Genomic DNA, 22,263 nt, shown 5'->3' with positions numbered 1-22,263 from the left:
CAGCAATCGATTGCTAACGGCAAAAAAAGGGGCGATTTATTACAATCGCCCATTCTAACCGTAAAAGTCACGCCTTACGCATAGATTAGTCAGCGTAATCTCGATAAGACATTCTGATTTCTTCAATTTTTGGTAAGCAACGGAAAAACGCATCCACCACTTCTGGATCAAAATGACTACCCGATCCGGCTTTAATTTCATCCAACACCCGCTCACGCGACCATGGTGGTTTGTAGCAACGTGAATGCGCCAGCGCATCATACACATCCGCCAAAGCAATAATTCGCCCAGCAATATGAATCTGCTCGCCGACCAATTGCTGCGGATAACCACTGCCATCCCATTTTTCATGGTGCTGGTGGGCAATCACAGCGGCCATTTTTAAAATTCGCGGTTTAGACGCTTTGAGCATTTCATAACCGAGCTGCGCATGCGTATTCATCACCGCCCGCTCTTGTGCGTCTAAAATGCCGGGCTTATTGAGCACCAAATCGGGAATGCCGACTTTGCCAATATCGTGCAAGGGGCTGGCGATGCGAATAATCTCGGCTTCTTCTTCACTCAGACCCAGCACAATGGCCAGCGCATAAGAAAACTCAGCCATTCGGTGAATATGTTTACCGGTGTCTTTTGAACGATTTTCGATGACTTCAGAAAGCTGATAAATAATGCTGCGTTGCGTTTCTTCGATCTCTTTATTGAGCATCAAGTTTTCATACGCAATCGCGACATTTTTACAAAACATTTCGATTAAATTGGCATCAGGGTGCGACAGCGCCACCGGACCATCAATAATCAGTAAATTCACCGAACCCAAAGGTGCTTGAAAAAAACCAATAAAATGGTCGGCCGCAAAAATGCTATGCCGCTGCGCAAGTGCCTCGTCAATCGATGGTTTTAAACGACTTAATTCGGCATTAGCCAAGGTCTGCCCACAAAAAGTCTGATAGCCACCAGTAGCATACATAATGGTTAAATCATCGCTTTGCGACAAAGCCGCCAGCCCGCCAGTGACCACCACATACAAAGCGTCTTGCTCAAAAAACAATAATGACTGCAATTGCTCGAGCACGCCTTGCGCGAACTTAATCACTGATTGCTGTTTAAAAATCGTTGTTGATGCATCGACGACTTTGATCAACCCACGACGATTGGCATCTAATTGCCGACGTTGATGTTCAATCAACATGATGTCGTTATAAGAGCGCAATGTCCCTAGCACCGCGGTATACAATTTATCGCGCGTAAGCTCAGTTTTGGCTTTGTAATCATTAATATCGTAGTTTTCAATGACGTGTCGTTCTGGTGCAACACCGGGCTGGCCAGTGCGCAAAATAATCCGGATATGATGATTGTGTAGTTTTTCGCGAATATCTCTGGCCACATTTAAACCGGCGTCTTCTGACTCCATCACCACATCGAGCAACACCAAGGCGATATCGTCCCGCGTGTTAAGCATATCCAAGGCTTCTGCGCCTGAATAACACGACAATAAATTCAGCGGTCGGTTTAAAAAATCAATATTAGATAGGGCCAATTTGGTCACATGATGAATATCGGGCTCATCATCCACCACCAGTACATTCCACGGCTCTATCTCCGCACGGAGCGATAAATCAGTATCTTCTTCGAGCCAGTTTTCATCATCAATCATCATGCGCCCCTGTTAAACCCCATCGTGTGGTCGCCTCTTACAACACACGCAAAATTTTATACATTTAAATCATTGTGAAATAAGGAGTGAAACAAGCAAGCGTCATCTCCACGCAAGCCATATTTAGTAGATTAGTCAAAATTCAGGGAAATGCACTAGCTATCACTCCAGCAATCGCACTCACGTCTCCTCCAAGTCACACTCAGACCTTTAAAAATCGCCAAATGCCCAGATGTGATTCAAAACCGTATGCTTAAGGATTGCGCAATGACTCAAATGACCCCACAAGAAATTGTCCACGAACTGGACAAACACATCGTCGGCCAAGCCGCAGCCAAAAAAGCCGTGGCCATTGCGCTGCGTAATCGCTGGCGTCGTCAGCAAGTGGCCGAGCCACTGCGTAGCGAAATCACGCCAAAAAACATCTTGATGATTGGCCCGACTGGCGTAGGGAAAACCGAAATCGCTCGCCGGCTGGCCAAATTATCTGACGCACCATTTATTAAGGTTGAAGCGACTAAATTCACCGAAGTCGGCTATGTCGGCAAAGACGTCGACAGCATCATTCGCGACTTAATCGAAATCGCCATCAAGCAAGTTCGCGATCAAGCCATCAGCAAAAATCGCATCAAGGCCGAAGACGCAGCAGAAAACCGCGTACTCGATGTGCTATTGCCGCCCGCAGCGCCAGCGTATGGCGAAGTCAATGCCAATGATGGCATGAGCGAAACGCGGCAAAAATTCAGAAAAATGCTGCGTGAAGGCAAATTTGACGACAAAGAAATCGAAATCCAAGTTGCGGCCACTGCGCCGACAATGGAAGTATTTGCGCCACCGGGAATGGAAGACTTCTCTAGCCAGATTCAAAATATGTTTAAAGGCGCAATGAGTGAAAAAACCAAGGCACAAAAACTCAAAGTACCTGACGCACTCAAAGCATTGATCGACGAAGAAGCCGCCAAACTAGTCAATGATGAAGACACCAAAACCGAGGCGCTACGCGCGGTTGAACAAAACGGCATTGTGTTTATCGACGAAATCGACAAAGTGACCACCCGCTCAGAAGGACAAGGCGGTGAAGTGTCACGCCAAGGCGTACAGCGTGATTTGCTGCCGCTAGTGGAAGGCACCACCGTGACCACCAAATACGGCATGGTCAAAACTGACCATATTTTGTTTATTGCCTCTGGCGCGTTTCATTTAGCCAAACCATCGGATTTGATTCCTGAGTTGCAAGGCCGTTTCCCGATTCGCGTTGAGCTCAATTCGCTCACGGTGGACGATTTTGCCACCATTCTCACCGGCACCGATGCTTGCTTAGCCAAGCAATATCAAGCTTTGCTAGCGACTGAAGACGTCGAGCTGGTATACACCGAAGACGGGATTCGCAAACTGGCGCACATGGCATGGCAAGTCAATGAAAGCACCGAAAACATCGGCGCACGCCGCTTGTATACCGTGATGGAGCGTTTACTCGCCGACATTTCATTCGACGCCAAACGTGGCACGGTGACCATTGATGCTGAATTTGTTAGCAGCAAACTCGCCAGCGTCGCCAGCAACGACGACCTCGCCCGCTTTATGCTCTAAATTACCGGCAAACTGTTTGAATTTAAAACCTCAAAGACCAAGGTATTTCCATCTAGCCTTTCTATTTAAATGGCTAGATGGAAATACTCAACCATCAAGCAATTAAAATTTGCCAACCATAGGGTGGAATAAACGAAGTGCATTCCACCATAAGCTTCGCGACAAGGTTGAATGCGCTGTGCTTATTCCACCCTACAATGGCATTGTTTTTTATATTGGCTTAAAGCTAATCCCATCAAAAACTCATCGCAATACTCATCCCTGAGCCCGATACATTCGGTCCAAACATATAGCGCATTAAAAACCGGGTACGGGTTACAAACACAGGATGCGCGCTGCTATCGACCTCAAAACCTAATCCCACGGTAGATAAATAATCAAAGCCCAAGACCCCAGCCTGATCACCGTAATAATGCGAATGCGATGCTTCTAATACATAACGCAGCGGACGGCTTAAAAAAGTCAGTCCTGTCGGCGCACGATATCGCGTCCAGACATTGGCGGTTTGCGACTTGGCACTGCCGGCTACCGCATCGTTCGTTTTAAACGTTTGCAAATGCACTTGAGATAGGCGCAGCTCTAAATCCACTTCGTATTCGGGCTTGACCAGCTCGTAATCGAGCATTAAAGCGCCGCCTAAGCCGTACACATTCATGCTGCCTTTATCAAAAAAATTAAACTCTTTGCCCGTTTTATAATTAATCCACCAATTGGCGATTTTTAAATCACTCGCCACCGTACCCAATGAAAAATTAACAATCGGTCGCAACACCCAATTTTCTGCAATCGGAAAATCCCAGCCGATACCACCAGTGCCACTTAAGGAAGTCCATTTGAGCGGAATCGCACGCTCTTGTTCGCCATTAGTGGCGACAAAAGTCGGGTCAAAACGGCTGCCCGCTAACGCGCCTTCCAAATACAAAGGCACATCTTTGCTGATGGTTGAACCGCCCCCCAATTGCGTCATCATTAATTTTTTATTTTCACTTTCAGTACCTTTAATCGACAAACTACTGGCGGCCAAATCCAAAATCACCGAATACGACATCAAAGACAACACCGCATTGGCGCTGCGTTGCACATTGCTATTGGGTAATAAATTCAGCTCTTTTTTATCCTTTGCCGACAACGGTGACAGCAAGCTCAAACTGAGCAAAAAAAACAGCGCTAATTTTTTCATAAGCAAGTAATTCTTAAGTATTGCAAACAGATTTTCAGCATAGCATCAACGCCTGCCAGCTCAGCAAAGCCACGCAAAGACGCGGCATAAACACGACAAATTGTCATTATTTGGCCTCATCCAAGCAAAAAAAACAAATATTGACCACCATCAAAAACAGCCCATTATGTGCAGCAAGCAAAACAAAAACACCATATATTGTGTTTGCTTCGAGATAAAGCCACAAACCAACACAATAAGCTGCAGGCCAAAAGCAAAAGCCCTGTCAGCCAATAATCTCAATACCTGTACCACTGATTACGCACCAAGGAAAAAACAGCAATGCTCAAAGTGATTAAACGCGACGGCGCCAAAGCCGCCTACGACAGTGCCAAAATTTTTGAAGCCTGCCGCCGCGCTGCCACTGCTGCAAAATATCCGCAGCCAGACCAATTGGCCGAACAAATCACCAGCCAAGTTGAAGCACAATGCCGCACTTTGAGCCAGCACAATGCCCCTACCGGCTTATTAGATATTCCAACGATTCAGCAATGGGTCGAAGACGCCTTGATGCATGATTACCCCGAAGTGGCGCGGATTTATATTCAATATCGCTACGACAGAGATCGCACGCGCGCGCAAGGCTCGGAGCTACACGCCAAACTGATGGGCTTAGTCAATAAAACCGACAGCGAAGCCACTACTGAAAACGCCAATAAAGATGCCAATGTCTTTCCGGTGATGCGTGACCTGATGGCCGGCATTGTCTCGAAACAATTTGCCAGCACCTTTTTGCCCAAAGATATTTTAGAAGCGCACCACCAAGGCGATATCCATTTTCATGATCTGGATTACTCACCGTTTTTGCCGCTAACCAATTGCTGCCTCGTCGATTTAGAAGGCATGCTCAAAAACGGTTTTCGCCTTGGCAATGCAAAAATCGAAAGCCCTAAATCCGTCGGCGTCGCTTGCGCGGTCACAGCGCAAATTATTGCTCAAGTGGCCAGCCATCAATATGGCGGCACCACCATTCCCAATTTGGACCAAGTGCTCGCGCCGTATGTGCTCAAAAGCCATGCCAAAAATTTGGCCATTGCTCATGAATATGGCATTACCGACCCAGAACGCTACGCCACCGAGCGCACCGAAAAAGAAGCCTACGACGGCATTCAAGCGTGTGAATACGAAATCAACACGCTGTTTAGCTCCAATGGTCAGCAGCCCTTTGTAACCTTTTCATTCGGCATGGGCACCAGCTGGGCTGAGCGCATTATTCAGCAATCGATTTTGCGCGTACGAATTAAAGGCCTAGGCAAAGAAGGCACCACACCGGTGTTTCCTAAATTGGTGTTTTTTATCGACGAAGGCATTAACCTCAAGCCCACTGATCCCAATTACGACATCAAACAATTGGCGCTCGAATGCACGTCCAAACGTATGTATCCGGACATTATCTCGGCCAAGCTCAATCGCCAAATTACCGGTTCGAGCGTGCCAGTATCACCGATGGGTTGCCGCAGCTTTTTGCCCGCTTGGCGCGATGAACAAGGTAAAGAAGTCCTCAATGGCCGCAATAATCTAGGTGTAGTCAGCCTGAACCTGCCGCGTATTGCCATTGAAGCGCAAGGCAATATCGAGCAATTTAATCAGTTATTAGCGCAGCGCCTACAAGTATGCTTACGCGCACTCAATATTCGCATCCAACGACTGCAAGGCGTAAAAGCCAATGTAGCCCCGATTTTGTATACCGAAGGGGCGTTTGGGATTCGACTCAAGCCGCAAGACGACATCATGACGCTATTTAAAGATGGCCGCGCGTCGATCTCTTTGGGTTATATCGGTCTGCACGAAGTTGGCGTATTACTGTTTGGTCAACATCCCGCCGATGCCAGCGCCGCGCAAGCCTTTTTGCACCAGGTGGTCAAAACCATGGGGGATGCCACGCAGCGCTGGAAAGAAGAAACAGGCTTTGGCTTTTCGCTGTATTCCACGCCAAGTGAATCGCTGTGCTACCGCTTTTGTAAACTCGATCAAGAACGCTTTGGCGACATCAGCGACGTGACCGACAAAGGCTATTACACCAATTCATTCCATCTGGATGTGTACCGCAAAGTCAATCCATTTGAAAAAATCGACTTTGAAACCGGCTATGCCGAGCTCGCAACCGGCGGCCACATTACCTATGTTGAGCTGCCCAATATGAAGCACAATCTCTTGGCGCTCGAACGCATTTGGGATTACGCCATCGAACGTGTGCCGTATTTTGGCAGTAATACGCCGGTTGACGCCTGCGGCGCTTGCGGCTTTATGGGCGAAACCCTCGCCACCGCCAACGGCTTTGTCTGCCCCGACTGCGGCAACCACGACAGCGCCACGCTATCAGTCACCCGCCGAGTCTGCGGCTACCTCGGCAGCCCCAACGCTCGGCCGTTTAACAACGGCAAACAAAAAGAAGTCATGCGCCGAGTCAAACACCACGCGCATGCGGTTGAGTGATTGGGTATATCAACACAAGTATTTTAAATACATGCCCACAACCCTATACCCATGAATTACGACCGCTATTACACGCATGATCTGATCAACGGCCCCGGCATCCGCGTGACGCTTTTTGTCAGCGGCTGCCAACATGCGTGCGAAGGTTGCTACAACCCATCGACATGGGATAGAAAATCCGGCCAAGCCTTCACCGCTGAAATCGAACAAAAACTACTGCAAGCCTGCGAATCACACGACGGCCTTAGCCTCTCCGGCGGTGATCCACTGCACCCGGCCAATCGGGACGCCATCCTCCAACTCTGCCAAGCCTTTAAACAGCGCTACCCCGAAAAAAACATCTGGCTCTGGACTGGCTACGTGTTTGAAGAGCTGCAAGACCTCGCCATCATGCAATACATCGACGTGCTCATCGACGGCAAATTCGAACAAAATGCCCCCACCAGCCAACCCTGGCGCGGCTCTAGCAACCAACGCCTGATCGAACTCAAAAACCACCGCAACCGTGGTGGTGATTAATTCGCGGCAGCTTATTTGGGATTGGGGAAGTGTGTGCAAATTCGCAGGGTTTACGCACTCGGAATTATGCTAAATAAATCACAAATCGTCATAATTACGCCAAGCCTATCATCCAACACAATCATTGCAATTGGCTTTACAGCGCAACGTAGATAAATCACCAACCGGTTCACCGCGTGCGCAAATGCGCACCCTACAGAACTAAAATATACATTTCATTTTAAGAACAAAATTTAGGTCTAATATCGGCCGACATATTCGTCGTTGCGCAAAGCCATTGATCTTGTATCAAATCATAATTGAGGACGATGGTTGAATTAACTAAACTCGAAGGCGTATTTTGTAATTCACAACGAATCGATGCCGCTGTCACCGTAATAGCACAATGATTGGTTAAGGATTGCAAACCAATATCAGCAACTGAAGAAACGGTTTCGCCATTATTAATATGGCCAATAAAATTAGTTTTTCCTGCAGCAATTTCAGTATACGCAGCCATCGCTTTGCTTTGGCTTAAATATTGTTGATACTGATTAGTTGCGATAGAAGCAATAATGCCAATAATTGCAATCACCACCAACAATTCAATTAGAGTAAGGCCAGCTTGTATTTTCATTATTCCAGTTCCTCATAATAAAAAACAATCTTGAGCCATATTTAATTTTAGCTTGAAATCCAACTTATTTAATAAGAAGTAAGCCCCATAACTATGGGGCTTACTTTCAAACTATTACTTAACTAACAAAATTAAACGCCTGGGCAAGTTTTTGGCATCAAATCTGCAGGGCCGTCCGAAGTACAAGTCCAAGCACCAGCTGCATCACGCGCCCAAGTTAAAATTTTGCCATTAACTGCTGCTGGAGCATTAATAAGTGTACATGCAATACTAGCAACACCATCAGCTCCACCTGTAGCGGCAATGGTGCAATTCTGTGTCTTTGCTTGCAAACCAATATCTGTTTGAGCTGCGACTGTTTCGCCATTATTTAGTTTTTCTTCCATTGCTGTTTTACCTGCAGCAACTTCAGCTAAACCAGCAGTTGCTTTGGCTTTAGCTTGGTATGCAGAATATGCAGGGATCGCTACTGCAGCCAAAATACCGATAATCGCCACAACGATCATCAATTCAATCAAAGTAAAACCTTGTTGGGCGCGTTTCATAGTTTGGTTCATGGTATTGCTCCTAATGTATTGGGTGAGTAGGCAATTCTGCCTAACTTGATCTTGGTATAAGCAATCATCGTGCCAGCCGCGTAAATATGATGAGCCTAGCGTAATCACCCGTATGCAATCGTTGCAATAAAACCTAGGGAATAAGGCAATGCCGCCGCCGACTTCGCTACGCGCCATCAAAGTGACTAGGCTAAATTACGCAAAAATGTAGTTTAACCACTCTGAGTCTGACCATTTTTGTCACAAAAACTGCCGTAAATGGTAAAAATACCTATGCCGCAAACAACATCAAGCTAATTACCCATCCCCCATTCAACCTTTCCACCCCACTCGCACATTAATACTTCCCTGACAAATCTGGGCTTGTTACCATCAAGCGGATCAGTTAACGAGGTGGCGTATGCGTTTATTTTTGGTGGTTTGCTTATTGCTTAGCGCCCTGCCCGCCTTTGCGGCGCGGATTTTGCCGGAAGGGGCTTATGCGCAGATGGATTATTATGCGCCGCCGGTGATTCGTTTGGATGGCAAGGATTATTTGGTGTCAGCGGCGTTTCAGGTGCGTGATCAGCAAAACCGTTTGATTCCACCACAGCGCGTACCCCGTGATGTGCCGGTTTGGGTACAGCTTGAAGCCAATCGCAAGGATTTGGTGTGGAAAGCGTGGCTACTCTCGCCAGCTGAGATTGATTTCCTTAAATCCATCGGCCGAATCAAAGAACCACGCGGTGGTTTTTTGGGGATAGGCTGCTGGTTTGTTGACTGCAATGCGGTGCAATAACGAAACAAGCACAAGCCATTGCTCGCATTCTGAAACAGAAGCAATAATGTCAAATACTGGCCTTAGCAAATGGGATGTCGCGGACTATCTCAAAACCGAAGCAGAGATGACTTTGTATTTTGAGGCCTGCCTTGAGGAAAATGATCCACAGCTTATTGCGCATGCCTTGGGCGATATTGCTCGCGCTCGCGGCATGAGTCAGCTTGCCAAAGACACTGGGCTTTCTCGTGAGAATCTCTATAAAGCACTCTCTAGCAATGGCAATCCCAGCTTTGCGACCATACTCAAAGTAACCCAAGCCCTTGGCTTGCAATTGCACGCTAGCCCACGTTAATGGTTGGCGTTGTTACTACTACGATTAGCGTCGCGTAATCGCCCGCATGGCATCAATTACGCGCCAGCGCTGGCGATAAGGCGGCGGAGCCTTCGATTTCGCTGCGCGCTATCGGAGCTACGCTATTGCGCAAGTCGGCAGTCCTGCTTGCTGCTGCTCACCCTGTGTAACAAATCCCATGTCATAAGAGCGCCGCTTGTGGGTCGATTTGCGTTAAAATCACGGCCTAGTCTTTGCTGGCAACATTGCCCAATACACCAAAATAATTCTTATTTTTATTGCATTCCAAGGGTATTGCTACATAGCCCTTGTTGATAAAAGCAGTAAAACCAATACCCCTATAGAAGAAAGCGATGAGCAAAAAAGTCTTTATTAAAACCTTCGGCTGCCAAATGAATGAATACGATTCAGACAAAATGGTTGACGTGCTCAATGCCGCCGATGGCTTGGTGAAAACCGAGAATGTCGATGAAGCTGACATTATTTTATTTAACACCTGCAGCGTGCGCGAAAAAGCGCAAGAAAAAGTATTCTCCGATTTAGGCCGTGTTCGTGAGCTTAAACTGGCCAATCCAAATATCGTCATCGGTGTGGGCGGCTGTGTTGCCTCGCAAGAAGGCGATGCGATTATCAAGCGCGCGCCGTATGTGGATATTGTATTTGGCCCGCAAACCCTGCACCGCTTGCCTGAATTGATTGCCGAAAAACGCAAATCTGGCATTAGCCAAGTGGATATTTCCTTCCCCGAAATCGAAAAATTCGACCACATGCCGCCTGCTCGTGTTGAAGGCGGCGCGGCGTATGTATCGATTATGGAAGGCTGTTCTAAATACTGCAGTTTCTGCGTGGTGCCGTACACGCGTGGCGAAGAGGTTTCACGCCCGTTTGAAGACATCTTGACCGAAGTTGCGCATTTGGCTCAGCAAGGCGTGAAAGAATTACATTTGCTCGGCCAAAATGTGAACGCCTATCGCGGCGTGATTTTGGATGGCGAAGACGCTGGCGAAATCGCCGATTTGGCGACTTTACTGGAATACGTACACGAAATCCCCGGCATCGAGCGCATTCGCTACACCACCAGCCACCCCAAAGAAATGACGGCGCGGATTATCGATTGCTACCGCACGCTACCAAAACTGTGCTCGCAATTGCATTTGCCGGTGCAAGCGGGGTCGGATCGCGTATTGGTGAATATGAAACGCGGCTACACCACACTGGAATACAAATCAGTGATTCGCAAATTGCGCGAAGCGCGCCCTGATTTGTGCTTTTCTAGCGACTTTATCGTCGGCTTTCCTGGCGAAACCGAAGAAGACTTCGAGCGCACAATGAAGCTGATCGAAGACGTGGGTTTTGATACTAGCTACAGCTTTGTTTACAGCCGTCGCCCGGGTACGCCAGCGGCTGATTTGCCGGATGATGTGCCAGAAGAAGTGAAACTCGCACGCTTGCAACGCATGCAAAAACGCCTAGAGCAACAAGCCGAAGCGATCAATCTATCGATGATTGGTAGCGTGCAGCGTGTGTTGGTGGAGCGTTTTGCCAAAAAAGACAAAACCGAGCTCGCTGGCCGCACGGATAACAACCGCATTGTGAATTTTGAAGGCAGCCCACGCCTGATGAATCAGTTTGTTGAAGTGCGCATTACCGATGCCTTCCCACGCAGCTTGCGCGGCGAAATCATTATTAAAGAATAAATCCGCGCTTGCGAGCACGCTGCCAAGAGATCCCTTCGCCAAGATATCCATCACCATCGCTCAAACCAAGCGATTAATCTGGATGTTTTGGCGATGCGCCAGACTGATCCAGCCAGAGAGAATTAAACCTTGCATACAGAAACTCTGCATTTCACTCCCATCGATAATCTGCGTTTAGCCAATTTATGCGGCGCGCTGGATGAAAACTTAAAACAAATCGAAGTGGCGTTTGATGTCACGGTGCATCGCCACAATGAAGCGTTTCGCGTTTCAGGCGAATTAAAATCAGTTCGTCAGGCGCTCGATGCGCTGGAATGCTTTTACGAAGACAGCGCATCCCCGCTTGATGTGGATGCAGTGCAATTGGGTTTGATGGAAATCTTGCGTAATCCCAACGCGCAAATTATCGACCCCACCGTGCCGCAATTGCGCACCAAACGCGGTGATTTACGCGGGCGCACGCCGGGGCAAAATGTGTATATCAAAGCCATTGCCGACAACGACATTACGTTTGGCATAGGCCCTGCCGGTACCGGCAAGACGTATCTGGCGGTAGCCAGCGCCATTGATGCGCTAGAGCGAGATACCGTGCAAAGATTAGTTTTGGTTCGCCCTGCCGTTGAGGCCGGTGAAAAGCTCGGATTTTTGCCGGGCGACTTAGTACAAAAAGTTGATCCGTATTTGCGGCCACTGTACGACGCGTTGTACGACTTAATGGGCGTAGAAAAAGTAACCAAACTTTTTGAAAAACAAATTATCGAAATCGCCCCGCTGGCGTTTATGCGTGGTCGTACGCTAAGCCACAGCTTTATTATTTTGGATGAAGCGCAAAACACCACGCCAGAACAAATGAAGATGTTTTTAACGCGGATTGGTTTTGGCAGCAAAGCGGTGATTACCGGCGACGCTACGCAAGTTGATTTGCCTAAGCATCAAAAGTCCGGCCTGACCGACGCGCAAGAAGTCTTGCAAGGCGTGCGCGGCATTGGCATACACCACTTCACCGCTGCCGATGTAGTGCGCCATCCACTGGTGCAAAAAATTGTTACCGCTTACGAAAAAGCCGCAGCCAAACGCACAGCAGGCGATAAACCGTAGGGTGGGCTTTAGCCCACCACGCATCAATCAATTCGGTGGGCTAAAGCCCACCCTACACTTGTAAAGAAGATCGTCGCAACAATGAAAAGCCAAATCCAGCTCGCCATTCAAAACGAAAGCTGCAACAGCCCCATTCCACGTAAAAGTTTATTAAGAAAATGGGTGAGCGCCGCCTTGTCCGCGCAAATTGAGCACGCTGAAATCACGCTGCGCTTTGTTGATGCCGACGAAGGCCAAACGCTGAACCGCGATTACCGACAAAAAGACTACGCCACCAATGTGCTGACCTTTACTTTTGATGACGAATTGCCACAGCTAGCCGGCCAACCATTAATGGGCGATTTGGTGTTGTGTGGTGCGGTAATTGAGCGTGAAGCGCAGCAGCAAGGCAAGCCCTTATTGGCGCATTATTGCCATATGGTGGTACACGGTACATTGCATTTACAAGGGTTTGACCATCTTGAAGAAGCAGAGGCCGAAGCGATGGAATTGCTTGAAACCCAAATTGTCACGCAGCTGGGTTATGATGACCCTTATCTGACCGAGCGCGAATAATTTCGCTCATTGATCGCTGCGGGCCAGCCCTGCCATCCACCCATAGGAGCAATACGCATTATGGACGACGTTCCGTCCCCGAGTTATAAGCCCAGCTTATTAGAAAGATTGACCCATTTCCTGTTACGGGAGCCGGAAAACCGCGGCGAACTGGTTGAAATTCTCCACACTGCTTTCGAGCGCCAATTACTCGACGCCGATGCCCTCGGCATGATCGAAGGCGTGCTCAATGTAGGTGATATGCAAGTGCGCGATGTGATGGTGCCGCGCTCGCAAATGGATGTCATCGACATCAACGACTCCCCCGCCGAATTTATCCCCTTTGTCATTGAAACTGCCCACTCGCGCTTTCCAGTCATCGACGGCAGCAAAGACCATGTATTGGGCGTATTGCTCGCCAAAGATTTGCTGCGGTTTTATGCCAGCGACAGCGAATTTAATGTCCGCGAAATGCTGCGCCCTGCGGTGTACATCCCCGAAGCCAAACGCCTGAATGTGCTACTTAAAGATTTTCGGAATAATCGCAACCATATGGCGATTGTCGTCGACGAATACGGCGGCGTTGCCGGATTAGTCACCATTGAAGACGTGATGGAACAAATCGTCGGCGATATCGAAGACGAATACGACGAAGATGAAGACGAAGACAATATGGTGCAAGATCGCAAAGGCCATTGGCGCGTCAAAGGCGTGACCGAACTGACTGATCTAAATGAAACCATCGGCAGCCGCTTTCCAACCGATGAATTCGACACCATTGCTGGGGTGATGATGGATTGCTTTGGTCATGTGCCTAAGCGTGGCGAAAGCATCGATTGCCATGGCTACCACTGCTTGATTTTGCGCGCCGATAGCCGCCGCGTGCATTCGATTTTGCTAGAAAAAATCACTGATCATCACGAAGCTTAAGTCATCGATGGATCACGATAAAAATAATGCGTCGTGATCCAAGCCACCTCCTCTTTGCAAACCACCTTGCAGCGCGACTTCGCTTTTAAGACCATGCCTAAAAACCGCTATCTATTACTGCTCATTCAATGCCTTGCCGGCGCTAGCGCTGTCGCCGCTTTTGCGCCTTTGTCGCAATTTTGGTTGCTGCCAATTTCGCTATGGATTTTATTTACTGGCTGGCAAAACGCCGGTTCAGCACGGCAAGCATTGTGGCCGGGTTTGGCCTGGGGACTGGGGTATTTCGTTGCCAATGCCGGCTGGATTTACATCAGCTTACATACCCACGGCAAAATGCCAGCACTCGCCGCTGCGGGCGCAGTGCTATTGTTTGCCGCCTATTTAGCCTTGTTTCCGATGTTAGCCGGTTGGCTCACATGGAAAATCCCTTGCCGCAATAGCTGGCGCTTTACGCTGATTGCGCCAACGATGTTTATTTTATGTGAATGGCTGCGCGGTTGGCTATTTACTGGTTTTCCATGGGCATCGGTCGGTAGCGCTCAGATTGATTGGCTTGGTGGGCTATACCCTATTATTGGCAGCTATGGCGCAGGTTGGTTAATGGCTTTATGCGTTGGCGTATTTTTATTGGATAAAAAAATTGCGCTCGGCTTAGCAATCGCATTATTCAGTAGCAGCCAATTACTGCAAAAAATCAATTGGACGCAAGCCATCGGCGAGCCACTCAAAGTCAGCGTTTTGCAGGGCAATATCGGGCAAAGCATGAAGTGGAATAGCGATTTTTATTTTGACAGTCTAAAAAGCTACCTCACACTCACTCAGGCCGCCAAAGGCCAGCTGATCTTGCTACCAGAAACGGCGATTCCATCGTTTTTTAACGAGATCCCGCCTGACTATTTGGCAGAACTACGCCAAATCGCTCAGCAAAAATCCGCCACGCTATTCATGGGCGTCGCCACGCGCGGACCACAGCCAGATCAGTATCAAAATTCCGTGGTGAATTTAGCTAACCCAGCCCAAGAACAGTATGCCAAATCGCACTTGGTACCCTTTGGTGAATACATTCCGCTGCCGTGGTTATTTGGCTGGGCGTATCAAATGCTCGAAATGCCAATGAGCGGTTTTCAGCGCGCCCCATTGGCGCAAGCGCCATTGACGATGAATGGCGGGCTGATCGCTGCCAATATCTGCTACGAAGACGTTTTTGGCGACGAAATCCGCATTAACGCCGCCAACGCCACATTGCTGACTAACTTTACCAATATGGCGTGGTTTGATGGCTCTTGGGCGGCCGAACAACACGCGCAAATGGCGCGCGCCCGCGCGCTAGAAAACGGCCGCTATCTGATTCGCGCCACCAATACCGGCAAAACGGCGATTATTGATGCCAAAGGCCGAATTGTGAAGAGCTTGCCCGAGCAAACCCAAGCGGTTTTAGAGGGTGAAGTTCGCCATATGCAAGGCCATACGCCGTATCAGTGGGCCGGTGATAAACCGGTGATTGGCTTTTTGGTGGCGCTATTATTACTGGCTTTTTTGCGCAGTCGCCAAGATTAAAACCGGTATAAAAAAACCGTTGCACTGCTTCGCCAGTCACAACGGTTTTTCATCGCTAAATGCGCGGTGCTTTAACCCAATTGACTAAACAGCCTCATCCTGACTTAGCTTGGCGTATTTTGATGGCACTTCTTTGGGAAAAAACACTGTGCGGGTTTTGGCAAAACGATCATAAACAAACTGCTTATCCTTATCGAATACAGCCCAAATAAACGGCAATACAAATAAGCCGCCCGCAATATACAAGCCCAGTTGATATTCGGGCTGTTTGCGCGCCAGCAGATAAATCGGCAATAAAGGCAGATAACAGGCGCTCGCCACTACAAAGCGAATCAACACCGCTTTAGGCGTTAAATTGGCGCCATCTTGCATCAGCAAGCGGCAGCGCCAAGTTTTCATCGCCAAGGTTTGCCCACCACGCATCCAGCACCAGCCAAAATACAGCAAGGTCACCAAGGTCAGCCACGCAAAATTAAGCGCATTGAGCCAAGGATATGCACTCAACTCGGTCACCGCTTGCCCAGAAAGCAGCTGAAAACCGCCTTGAAACAGCCCTTCGGCAATCAGTAATAAGGCAGTGAGTAATAAAATCTCATACAAAAACGACACAAAACGGCGTGCTAAACCCGCGCTAATGAACATATTGGTCCTACTCAGTTTTTGGTGAATTACAGCAAGCTTGGCTGGCTCGACGTTGATGGCGCTGATGCATCAATTTTTGTCGTTCTTCTGGCGACATCGCTTGCAAGCGTCGATAGTTTTCGCGCGCGCGCTCACGCTGCTCAGGGCTTAATGTGGCCCATCGATTGATACGCGCCCGCATTTTTTCTTGATGATGTGGCGGCATTTGTGAACAGCGCAAAGCCAAAGCTGAAAATCGTTGCTGATCTTCATTGGGCAAACCATCCCATTGCGTTTGCATGGCGCTTAATACTTCGCGCTGAGCTGGCGTTAATTCCGACCAAGCTGGCGCCGCCTGCGCAGCAGCACTCCAAAACAGCAGCGTACACAGCAATATGATCAATCGTTTCATCGTGACTGCGCGTCCAATAAAGTAGGGTCAAGTAAATCGTCCATCGCCACATCGCTACTTAATAAAGCCAAATCAATCGACGTCGTCATCGGTTTTGACTGCTGCTGTTGCAGTAAAGTCACACTCATAATCAGCACCATGAACAAACTCGCCATACTGATTTTGGGGTGTGAATAAACGAGTGCCCACACGCCACTCGCGCGAGAATGCGGTAAAGCCGCCTGCGCTACCGCCGCTTGGCGGGCCTGAATTAAACGGGCACGAATATCCTCAGGAATCGGCGCATCAGCCACCTGCCGACTCAATTGTGCTAAATGCTGCTGCTTTGCTTCATCAAATTCATTCATAGGGTGAGCCCCCTTTGTTTAAGCCAATCGGCCAAGGTATGACAAGCGCGCGAACAATGCGTTTTAACACTGCCTTCAGAGCAGCCCATCACTTGCGCGGTTTCTTGCACATCCATCTCCTCCCAATAACGCAGCAAGAAGGCTTCGCGTTGACGTGGCGGTAATAAAGCCAGCCCTTCCTCGATTAAGGCCATATTTTGCTGCTGTAATACCGCCTGTTCTGCACTGGGATTGAGCTCGCTATTGTGCGGGACATAGGATAGCGGATCAGCTAAGTCAGCCTCATCATCGGAATTAGAAGAGAATTTAGAGAATAAACTCACCCAAAAATGACGTAATTTGTTCCGACGTAGAAAGTCTCGTATCGTGTTTTGCAAGATAGTTTGAAATAACATCGGCCATTCAGATTCGGGTTTGTCAGCATAACGCGTTGCCAATTTCAGCATTGCATCTTGCACAATATCCAAAGCGTGCTCATGATCGCGCACTGCGTACTGTGCTTGCCGCCATGCACGGCGCTCAACGCTAGCTAAAAAATCATTTAATTGCTGCTGACTTGCCAAACTTGGACTCCAAAACAGGGACGCGCAAAACTGCTGCCAAATAGCCAGCAAAAACAGGGGATTGATACTAACAAAAGCAAAAATATTCAGCCAGAAAAACTTGCCAAAATATAAGCGATCGTATACCTTTAATCCCCTACACAAAGTCACTATAGCGACCGGTCGTTTAAACAGACGGCAGGGGCACTGGATCGACACCGCAAGCGCATCACACTTCGTTCTTGATGGCCACAAGCCAGTGAACTGCGGCAAGTCCAGTAAATAAAATGCCCGTTCTTAAATAGATAAGCTGATAAAGCTTACAAGCGCGGCGTTGGCTGTTGCTCTTCAACAGTCGCCTGCTGCTATCTAGCAGCTTGCATTTAACCGATCAACGATTGACTCAGGACTTATCCCATGCAGATCTCGGGCGCTGAAATTCTTGCGCGCTGTCTTGCCGAAGAAAATGTCGAATTTGTATTCGGCTATCCCGGCGGCGCGGTTTTGGAAATCTATGATGCGATTTTCAAACAAAACAAATTCAAACACGTACTCGTTCGCCATGAACAAGCCGCAGTCCATGCCGCTGATGCTTACTCACGATCCAGCAATAAAATTGGCGTGGCGTTAGTTACATCGGGCCCTGGCGCCACCAATGCTTTAACTGGCATTGCAACGGCGTTTATGGATTCGATTCCAATGGTGGTGATTTCTGGCCAAGTCGGTACGCCGTCAATTGGCTCAGACGCCTTCCAAGAAGTCGATATGGTTGGCTGTTCACGCCCGATTGTGAAGCATAATTTCTTAGTCAAAGACGTTAAAGATCTAGCAACGACGATCAAAAAAGCGTTTTACATTGCCACTACCGGTCGTCCCGGCCCTGTGGTGATTGACGTTCCTAAAGATGTGACGCAAGCCAAAGCGGTTTTTGAATACCCTAAATCGGTCGCTATTCGCAGCTATAACCCGCCAGTAAAAGGCCACCCAGGGCAGATCAAAAAAGCGGCGCAATTACTCGAGCAAGCTAAACGCCCATATATTTATGTTGGCGGTGGCGCGATCTTGGGCAATGCCTCAGAAGAAGTGACTGAGTTGGTGCGCATGCTCAATGTGCCATGCACCAATACGCTAATGGGCTTGGGCGCATATCCAGGTTCGGATCCGCTGTTTGTCGGCATGCTTGGCATGCATGGCACGTATGAAGCAAATATGGCGATGCAATACGCTGACACCATTATCGCCATCGGCGCTCGTTTTGATGACCGCGTGATTTCTAATCCGGCGCAGTTTTTGTCGCAAAGCAAAAAAATTGTGCAAATCGACATCGATCCATCGTCGATTGCCAAACGCGTTAAAGTCGACGTGCCGATTGTTGGCGACGTGAAAGACGTACTGAAAGATCTGATTGCAATCCTAAAAGAAACCAACGCCCGTCCAAGCGAAAAAGCATTGAATGCGTGGTGGGATCAAATTAACGAATGGCGTGCACCGAAAAGCTTGTGGTATCCACAAGACGACGAAATTATTCAGCCGCAATTTGTGATGCAAAAACTGTTTGAAGTGACCGGTGGCGAAGCGATTATTACTTCGGACGTCGGCCAGCATCAAATGTTTACCGCGCAGTACTATCATTTTAACCGTCCTCGCCAATGGATTAACTCTGGCGGCTTGGGCACGATGGGCTTTGGTCTACCTGCTGCGATGGGTGCCCAACTGGCTAATCCGTATGCCGATGTGGCTTGTATCACCGGCGACGGCTCAATCCAGATGAATATTCAAGAATTGTCGACGTGCAAGCAATACCACACGCCAGTGAAGATTATTAATCTAAACAACGGCTACTTGGGTATGGTTCGCCAATGGCAAGAATTCTTCTATGGCACGCGTTATTCTGAGTCGTATGTCGATGCATTGCCTGACTTTGTGAAGTTGGCTGAAGCTTATGGTCACGTTGGCATGCAAATCACCAAGCCAGCCGACGTTGAGCCAGCACTACGCGAAGCGTTTGCGATGAAAGAGCGCTTGGTATTTATGGATTTCTTAACCAATCCAAAAGCCAATGTGTTCCCAATGATCCAAAACGGCAAAGGGCTCAACCAAATGGACTTGCCGCCGCATATGCAATCAATGCAGCTTGTGCCATTTGAAAACAACCGTGATTACGGCAATCTTTGCTAAGGAGAGATGAACATGCGCCATATTTTATCTGTCCTGATTGAAAACGAAGCCGGTGCGCTATCGCGCGTGACGGGGCTGTTTTCGGCTCGTGGCTACAATATTGATTCACTGACGGTGCAAACCACCGAAGATCCAACCATGAGCCGTATGACGATTGTCACGCATGGCTCAGAGGATGTGATCGAACAAATCACCAAGCAGCTCAACAAGCTGATCGAAGTGGTTAAAGTGATCGACCTGAACGAGGCCGATCACATTGAGCGTGAACTGATGCTCATTAAAGTACGCGCCACCGGCAAAGATCGCGACGAAATGAAACGCATGGCGGATATTTTCCGTGGGCGTATCATCGACGTGACTGAAAAAACCTACACGATTGAACTGACTGGCACCGGTGAAAAGCTTAGCGCTTTTATCAATGCGCTCGACCAATCGGCGATTTTAGAAACCGTGCGCACCGGAGCCTCAGGCATCGGCCGTGGCGAACGGATCTTGAAACTATAACGATTAGCCCTGTAGGAGCGGGCTTGCCCGCGAAAGCAGTGTCAATACGGCGTGAAGTGGCTTTGCAATCAATGTCTTCGCGGGCAAGCCCGCTCCTACGAGAATACGATTTCAAGCCTGCTGAAACCGCTAGCTAATTAAAAACTAACAAGGTATTTACCTGTAGCCATTTACAGGTAAAGCCTGCAAACATATACCCATTTAACCAAGGAAATAACATGAAAGTTTCTTACGATAAAGATTGCGACTTAAGCATCATCAAATCTAAAAAAGTAGCCATCATCGGTTACGGCTCACAAGGCCATGCCCACGCTTGCAACTTGCAAGACTCTGGCGTTGATGTGACTGTTGGTTTGCGCACTGGTTCTGCTACCGTAGCTAAAGCGCAAGCACACGGCTTAAAAGTAACTGACGTTGCGACTGCCGTTGCTGGCGCAGACGTGGTGATGATTTTGACGCCGGACGAGTTCCAATCTGCATTGTACAAAAATGAAATCGAACCAAACATCAAGCAAGGCGCAACACTCGCTTTCGCTCACGGCTTTGCGATTCATTACAACCAAGTTGTGCCACGTAAAGACCTCGACGTCATCATGATCGCGCCAAAAGCACCAGGCCACACTGTACGTTCAGAATTCGTCCGTGGCGGCGGCGTGCCTGATTTGATCGCGGTTTACCAAAATGCATCCGGCAAAGCGCTTGAAATCGCTATGTCTTACGCTTCAGGCGTGGGTGGCGGCCGCACTGGTATTATCGAAACGACATTCAAAGACGAAACTGAAACTGACTTGTTCGGCGAACAAGCTGTATTGTGTGGCGGCGCGGTTGAATTGGTGAAAATGGGCTTCGAGACTTTGGTTGAAGCCGGTTACGAGCCAGAAATGGCGTACTTTGAGTGCTTGCACGAATTGAAATTGATCGTTGATTTGATGTTCGAAGGCGGTATCGCCAACATGAACTACTCAATCTCGAACAACGCTGAATACGGTGAATACGTAACTGGTCCACAAGTCATCAACGAAGAATCTCGCAAAGCAATGCGTCAAGCACTGAAAAACATTCAGTCTGGCGAATACGCGAAACAATTCATCTTGGAAGGCCAAACTAACTACGCATCAATGACTGCAGCCCGCCGCAACAACGCCGCGCACGGCATTGAAGTAGTGGGTAACAAATTGCGCTCAATGATGCCTTGGATTCAAGCGAACAAAATCGTTGACCAAACCAAGAACTAACAAAAGCGGCTGCAACGTGATTGAGCCAAGAAGAAAATAAAACATCTTCGCTGCGCGGCTCGTGTACTCAACGTACACGTCGCCGCTATCTTCGTGCCCAATCGCGTTTCGCTCGCTAAAATGATGCGTCAAATAAAAAACCGGCTTCGCGCCGGTTTTTTATTTATCTACTTATATCAATCGGTATATTTTTAACTCTAATCACAGAGTCATAAATACGGCGCTAATGAGAAAAACCTTTTGACATCAACACGCCTTTATTCATGATGTTTAAAATGCCCGCCACTCTTTGAGCCTCAAACTCAGCATTCTCAGCCTCAACATTAAATAAAACCAACTCGTCGCGGATCGTGCTAAACAAAGTAAGCTCATAACAATAACGTCCCTCTTTCACATAAACATAAGAAAAATCAGAAACATGCATCGTTTTTTCACTCGCCACTCGCCAAGCAAAAATAGATTTTTCTAGGGAAAGAGCATTTAATTCAGCATCAAAAGTACACTCGATTTTACTTGCCAAATGAATTAAAAGACCAAGCAGATTTATAGCCACAAAAAGTAGCGCAAACTTAAAGCCATATTGGAAATGAGCATAAGCAAGCAATGCTGATAGTAAAAAAGAGGCCATAATAATATGCGTATTGTGCCGAATAGAAGTACCAGCACTACACCCTATCTTGACTGAACTCATTAATCCTCCTCCAAAAAGACCATCGCCGATTAGCACGACTCGTAAGTCGCAATCGTACCACGTACACCGTAATGCTTTTGTAACTAGTAAGCCGAAATCGTAGGGGGCAATGAGCTTTAGCGAATTGCACCGGCTTTTGCGTAAATTGAATCCATCTGCTTGTAAAATGAGTAATGCTTGAATCACACTGGGTTGTGGTTCCACGTTTATTCGG

22 protein-coding genes are annotated in these 22,263 nt (G+C 48.2%); 13 read left to right on the top strand and 9 right to left on the bottom strand.

Annotation, left to right across the window (positions count from 1 at the left end):
• Positions 1–85: 85 nt before the first annotated feature.
• Positions 86–1,657, bottom strand: a complete 1,572-nt coding sequence (locus K4H25_RS04370; RefSeq protein WP_221022169.1) for a response regulator — start codon at positions 1,655–1,657, stop codon at positions 86–88.
• Positions 1,658–1,921: 264 nt separating this feature from the next.
• On the opposite strand from K4H25_RS04370, the gene hslU reads away from it, so the two are divergent.
• Positions 1,922–3,244 (top strand): ATP-dependent protease ATPase subunit HslU, encoded by a 1,323-nt coding sequence (gene hslU, locus K4H25_RS04365; RefSeq protein WP_255588017.1) that lies wholly within the window; start codon positions 1,922–1,924, stop codon positions 3,242–3,244.
• A 235-nt stretch (positions 3,245–3,479) separates the two neighbouring features.
• Here the strand turns inward: hslU and K4H25_RS04360 are convergent, their stop codons facing one another.
• A complete protein-coding gene (locus K4H25_RS04360; protein WP_221022168.1) occupies positions 3,480–4,424 on the bottom strand; it encodes a hypothetical protein in 945 nt (314 codons plus the stop codon).
• A 321-nt stretch (positions 4,425–4,745) separates the two neighbouring features.
• Between K4H25_RS04360 and nrdD the strand changes: the two genes are divergently transcribed.
• Positions 4,746–6,899, top strand: coding sequence for an anaerobic ribonucleoside-triphosphate reductase (gene nrdD / locus K4H25_RS04355; protein ID WP_221022167.1), 2,154 nt, complete (start codon positions 4,746–4,748; stop codon positions 6,897–6,899).
• Between the two features lie 51 nt (positions 6,900–6,950).
• Entirely contained in the window at positions 6,951–7,418 is a 468-nt protein-coding gene (gene nrdG, locus K4H25_RS04350) for an anaerobic ribonucleoside-triphosphate reductase activating protein (protein WP_221022166.1), read from the top strand.
• Between the two features lie 220 nt (positions 7,419–7,638).
• Here the strand turns inward: nrdG and K4H25_RS04345 are convergent, their stop codons facing one another.
• On the bottom strand, positions 7,639–8,034 hold the full coding sequence (locus K4H25_RS04345) for a pilin (protein WP_255588014.1): 396 nt from the start codon (positions 8,032–8,034) through the stop codon (positions 7,639–7,641).
• Between the two features lie 131 nt (positions 8,035–8,165).
• A complete protein-coding gene (locus K4H25_RS04340) occupies positions 8,166–8,591 on the bottom strand; it encodes a pilin (RefSeq protein ID WP_221022165.1) in 426 nt (141 codons plus the stop codon).
• A gap of 400 nt (positions 8,592–8,991) precedes the next feature.
• On the opposite strand from K4H25_RS04340, the gene K4H25_RS04335 reads away from it, so the two are divergent.
• The 7 genes from K4H25_RS04335 (at position 8,992) to lnt (ending at position 15,519) form a co-directional block, all read left to right on the top strand.
• Entirely contained in the window at positions 8,992–9,369 is a 378-nt protein-coding gene (locus tag K4H25_RS04335; RefSeq protein ID WP_221022164.1) for a hypothetical protein, read from the top strand.
• 46 nt (positions 9,370–9,415) lie between these two features.
• The gene (locus tag K4H25_RS04330) at positions 9,416–9,703 is read left to right on the top strand and encodes an addiction module antidote protein (protein ID WP_221022163.1); all 288 of its coding nucleotides are present in this window, start codon (positions 9,416–9,418) and stop codon (positions 9,701–9,703) included.
• Positions 9,704–10,056: 353 nt separating this feature from the next.
• Positions 10,057–11,400, top strand: a complete 1,344-nt coding sequence (miaB, locus tag K4H25_RS04325) for a tRNA (N6-isopentenyl adenosine(37)-C2)-methylthiotransferase MiaB (RefSeq protein ID WP_221022162.1) — start codon at positions 10,057–10,059, stop codon at positions 11,398–11,400.
• A 129-nt stretch (positions 11,401–11,529) separates the two neighbouring features.
• Positions 11,530–12,498 (top strand): PhoH family protein, encoded by a 969-nt coding sequence (locus K4H25_RS04320; protein WP_221022161.1) that lies wholly within the window; start codon positions 11,530–11,532, stop codon positions 12,496–12,498.
• An 81-nt stretch (positions 12,499–12,579) separates the two neighbouring features.
• Positions 12,580–13,053, top strand: coding sequence for an rRNA maturation RNase YbeY (ybeY, locus tag K4H25_RS04315; RefSeq protein WP_221022160.1), 474 nt, complete (start codon positions 12,580–12,582; stop codon positions 13,051–13,053).
• Positions 13,054–13,113: 60 nt separating this feature from the next.
• On the top strand, positions 13,114–13,962 hold the full coding sequence (locus K4H25_RS04310; RefSeq protein ID WP_221022159.1) for a CorC family transporter: 849 nt from the start codon (positions 13,114–13,116) through the stop codon (positions 13,960–13,962).
• Positions 13,963–13,995: 33 nt separating this feature from the next.
• The gene (lnt, locus tag K4H25_RS04305) at positions 13,996–15,519 is read left to right on the top strand and encodes an apolipoprotein N-acyltransferase (RefSeq protein WP_221022158.1); all 1,524 of its coding nucleotides are present in this window, start codon (positions 13,996–13,998) and stop codon (positions 15,517–15,519) included.
• An 84-nt stretch (positions 15,520–15,603) separates the two neighbouring features.
• On the opposite strand, the gene K4H25_RS04300 is transcribed toward lnt, so the two are convergent.
• The 4 genes from K4H25_RS04300 to K4H25_RS04285 are packed head-to-tail and all read right to left on the bottom strand — an operon-like array spanning position 15,604 to position 17,462.
• Positions 15,604–16,161 (bottom strand): RDD family protein, encoded by a 558-nt coding sequence (locus tag K4H25_RS04300; protein ID WP_221022157.1) that lies wholly within the window; start codon positions 16,159–16,161, stop codon positions 15,604–15,606.
• 7 nt (positions 16,162–16,168) lie between these two features.
• Positions 16,169–16,552 carry a DUF3106 domain-containing protein gene (locus K4H25_RS04295; RefSeq protein WP_221022156.1) on the bottom strand — a complete coding sequence of 128 codons (384 nt, stop codon included), beginning with the start codon at positions 16,550–16,552 and terminating at the stop codon, positions 16,169–16,171.
• Positions 16,549–16,899: a hypothetical protein gene (locus K4H25_RS04290; protein ID WP_221022155.1), complete on the bottom strand. Its 351-nt coding sequence runs from the start codon at positions 16,897–16,899 to the stop codon at positions 16,549–16,551. Before K4H25_RS04290 ends, K4H25_RS04295 begins: the two co-directional genes overlap by 4 nt.
• Entirely contained in the window at positions 16,896–17,462 is a 567-nt protein-coding gene (locus tag K4H25_RS04285) for an RNA polymerase sigma factor (protein WP_221022154.1), read from the bottom strand. Before K4H25_RS04285 ends, K4H25_RS04290 begins: the two co-directional genes overlap by 4 nt.
• A gap of 396 nt (positions 17,463–17,858) precedes the next feature.
• On the opposite strand from K4H25_RS04285, the gene ilvB reads away from it, so the two are divergent.
• The 3 genes from ilvB (at position 17,859) to ilvC (ending at position 21,358) form a co-directional block, all read left to right on the top strand.
• On the top strand, positions 17,859–19,619 hold the full coding sequence (gene ilvB / locus K4H25_RS04280; RefSeq protein WP_221022153.1) for a biosynthetic-type acetolactate synthase large subunit: 1,761 nt from the start codon (positions 17,859–17,861) through the stop codon (positions 19,617–19,619).
• 12 nt (positions 19,620–19,631) lie between these two features.
• Positions 19,632–20,123, top strand: coding sequence for an acetolactate synthase small subunit (gene ilvN / locus K4H25_RS04275; protein WP_173533214.1), 492 nt, complete (start codon positions 19,632–19,634; stop codon positions 20,121–20,123).
• A 218-nt stretch (positions 20,124–20,341) separates the two neighbouring features.
• Positions 20,342–21,358 (top strand): ketol-acid reductoisomerase, encoded by a 1,017-nt coding sequence (gene ilvC / locus K4H25_RS04270; RefSeq protein ID WP_221022152.1) that lies wholly within the window; start codon positions 20,342–20,344, stop codon positions 21,356–21,358.
• Between the two features lie 223 nt (positions 21,359–21,581).
• On the opposite strand, the gene K4H25_RS04265 is transcribed toward ilvC, so the two are convergent.
• Positions 21,582–22,049 (bottom strand): hypothetical protein, encoded by a 468-nt coding sequence (locus tag K4H25_RS04265; protein ID WP_221022151.1) that lies wholly within the window; start codon positions 22,047–22,049, stop codon positions 21,582–21,584.
• Positions 22,050–22,263: the final 214 nt, after the last annotated feature.

Origin of the sequence: Deefgea piscis, assembly GCF_019665785.1 — a bacterium.
Lineage (GTDB): Bacteria > Pseudomonadota > Gammaproteobacteria > Burkholderiales > Chitinibacteraceae > Deefgea.
The sequence above is the reverse complement of the archived record's forward strand: the minus strand, read 5'-3'. Positions and strand labels throughout refer to the sequence as shown.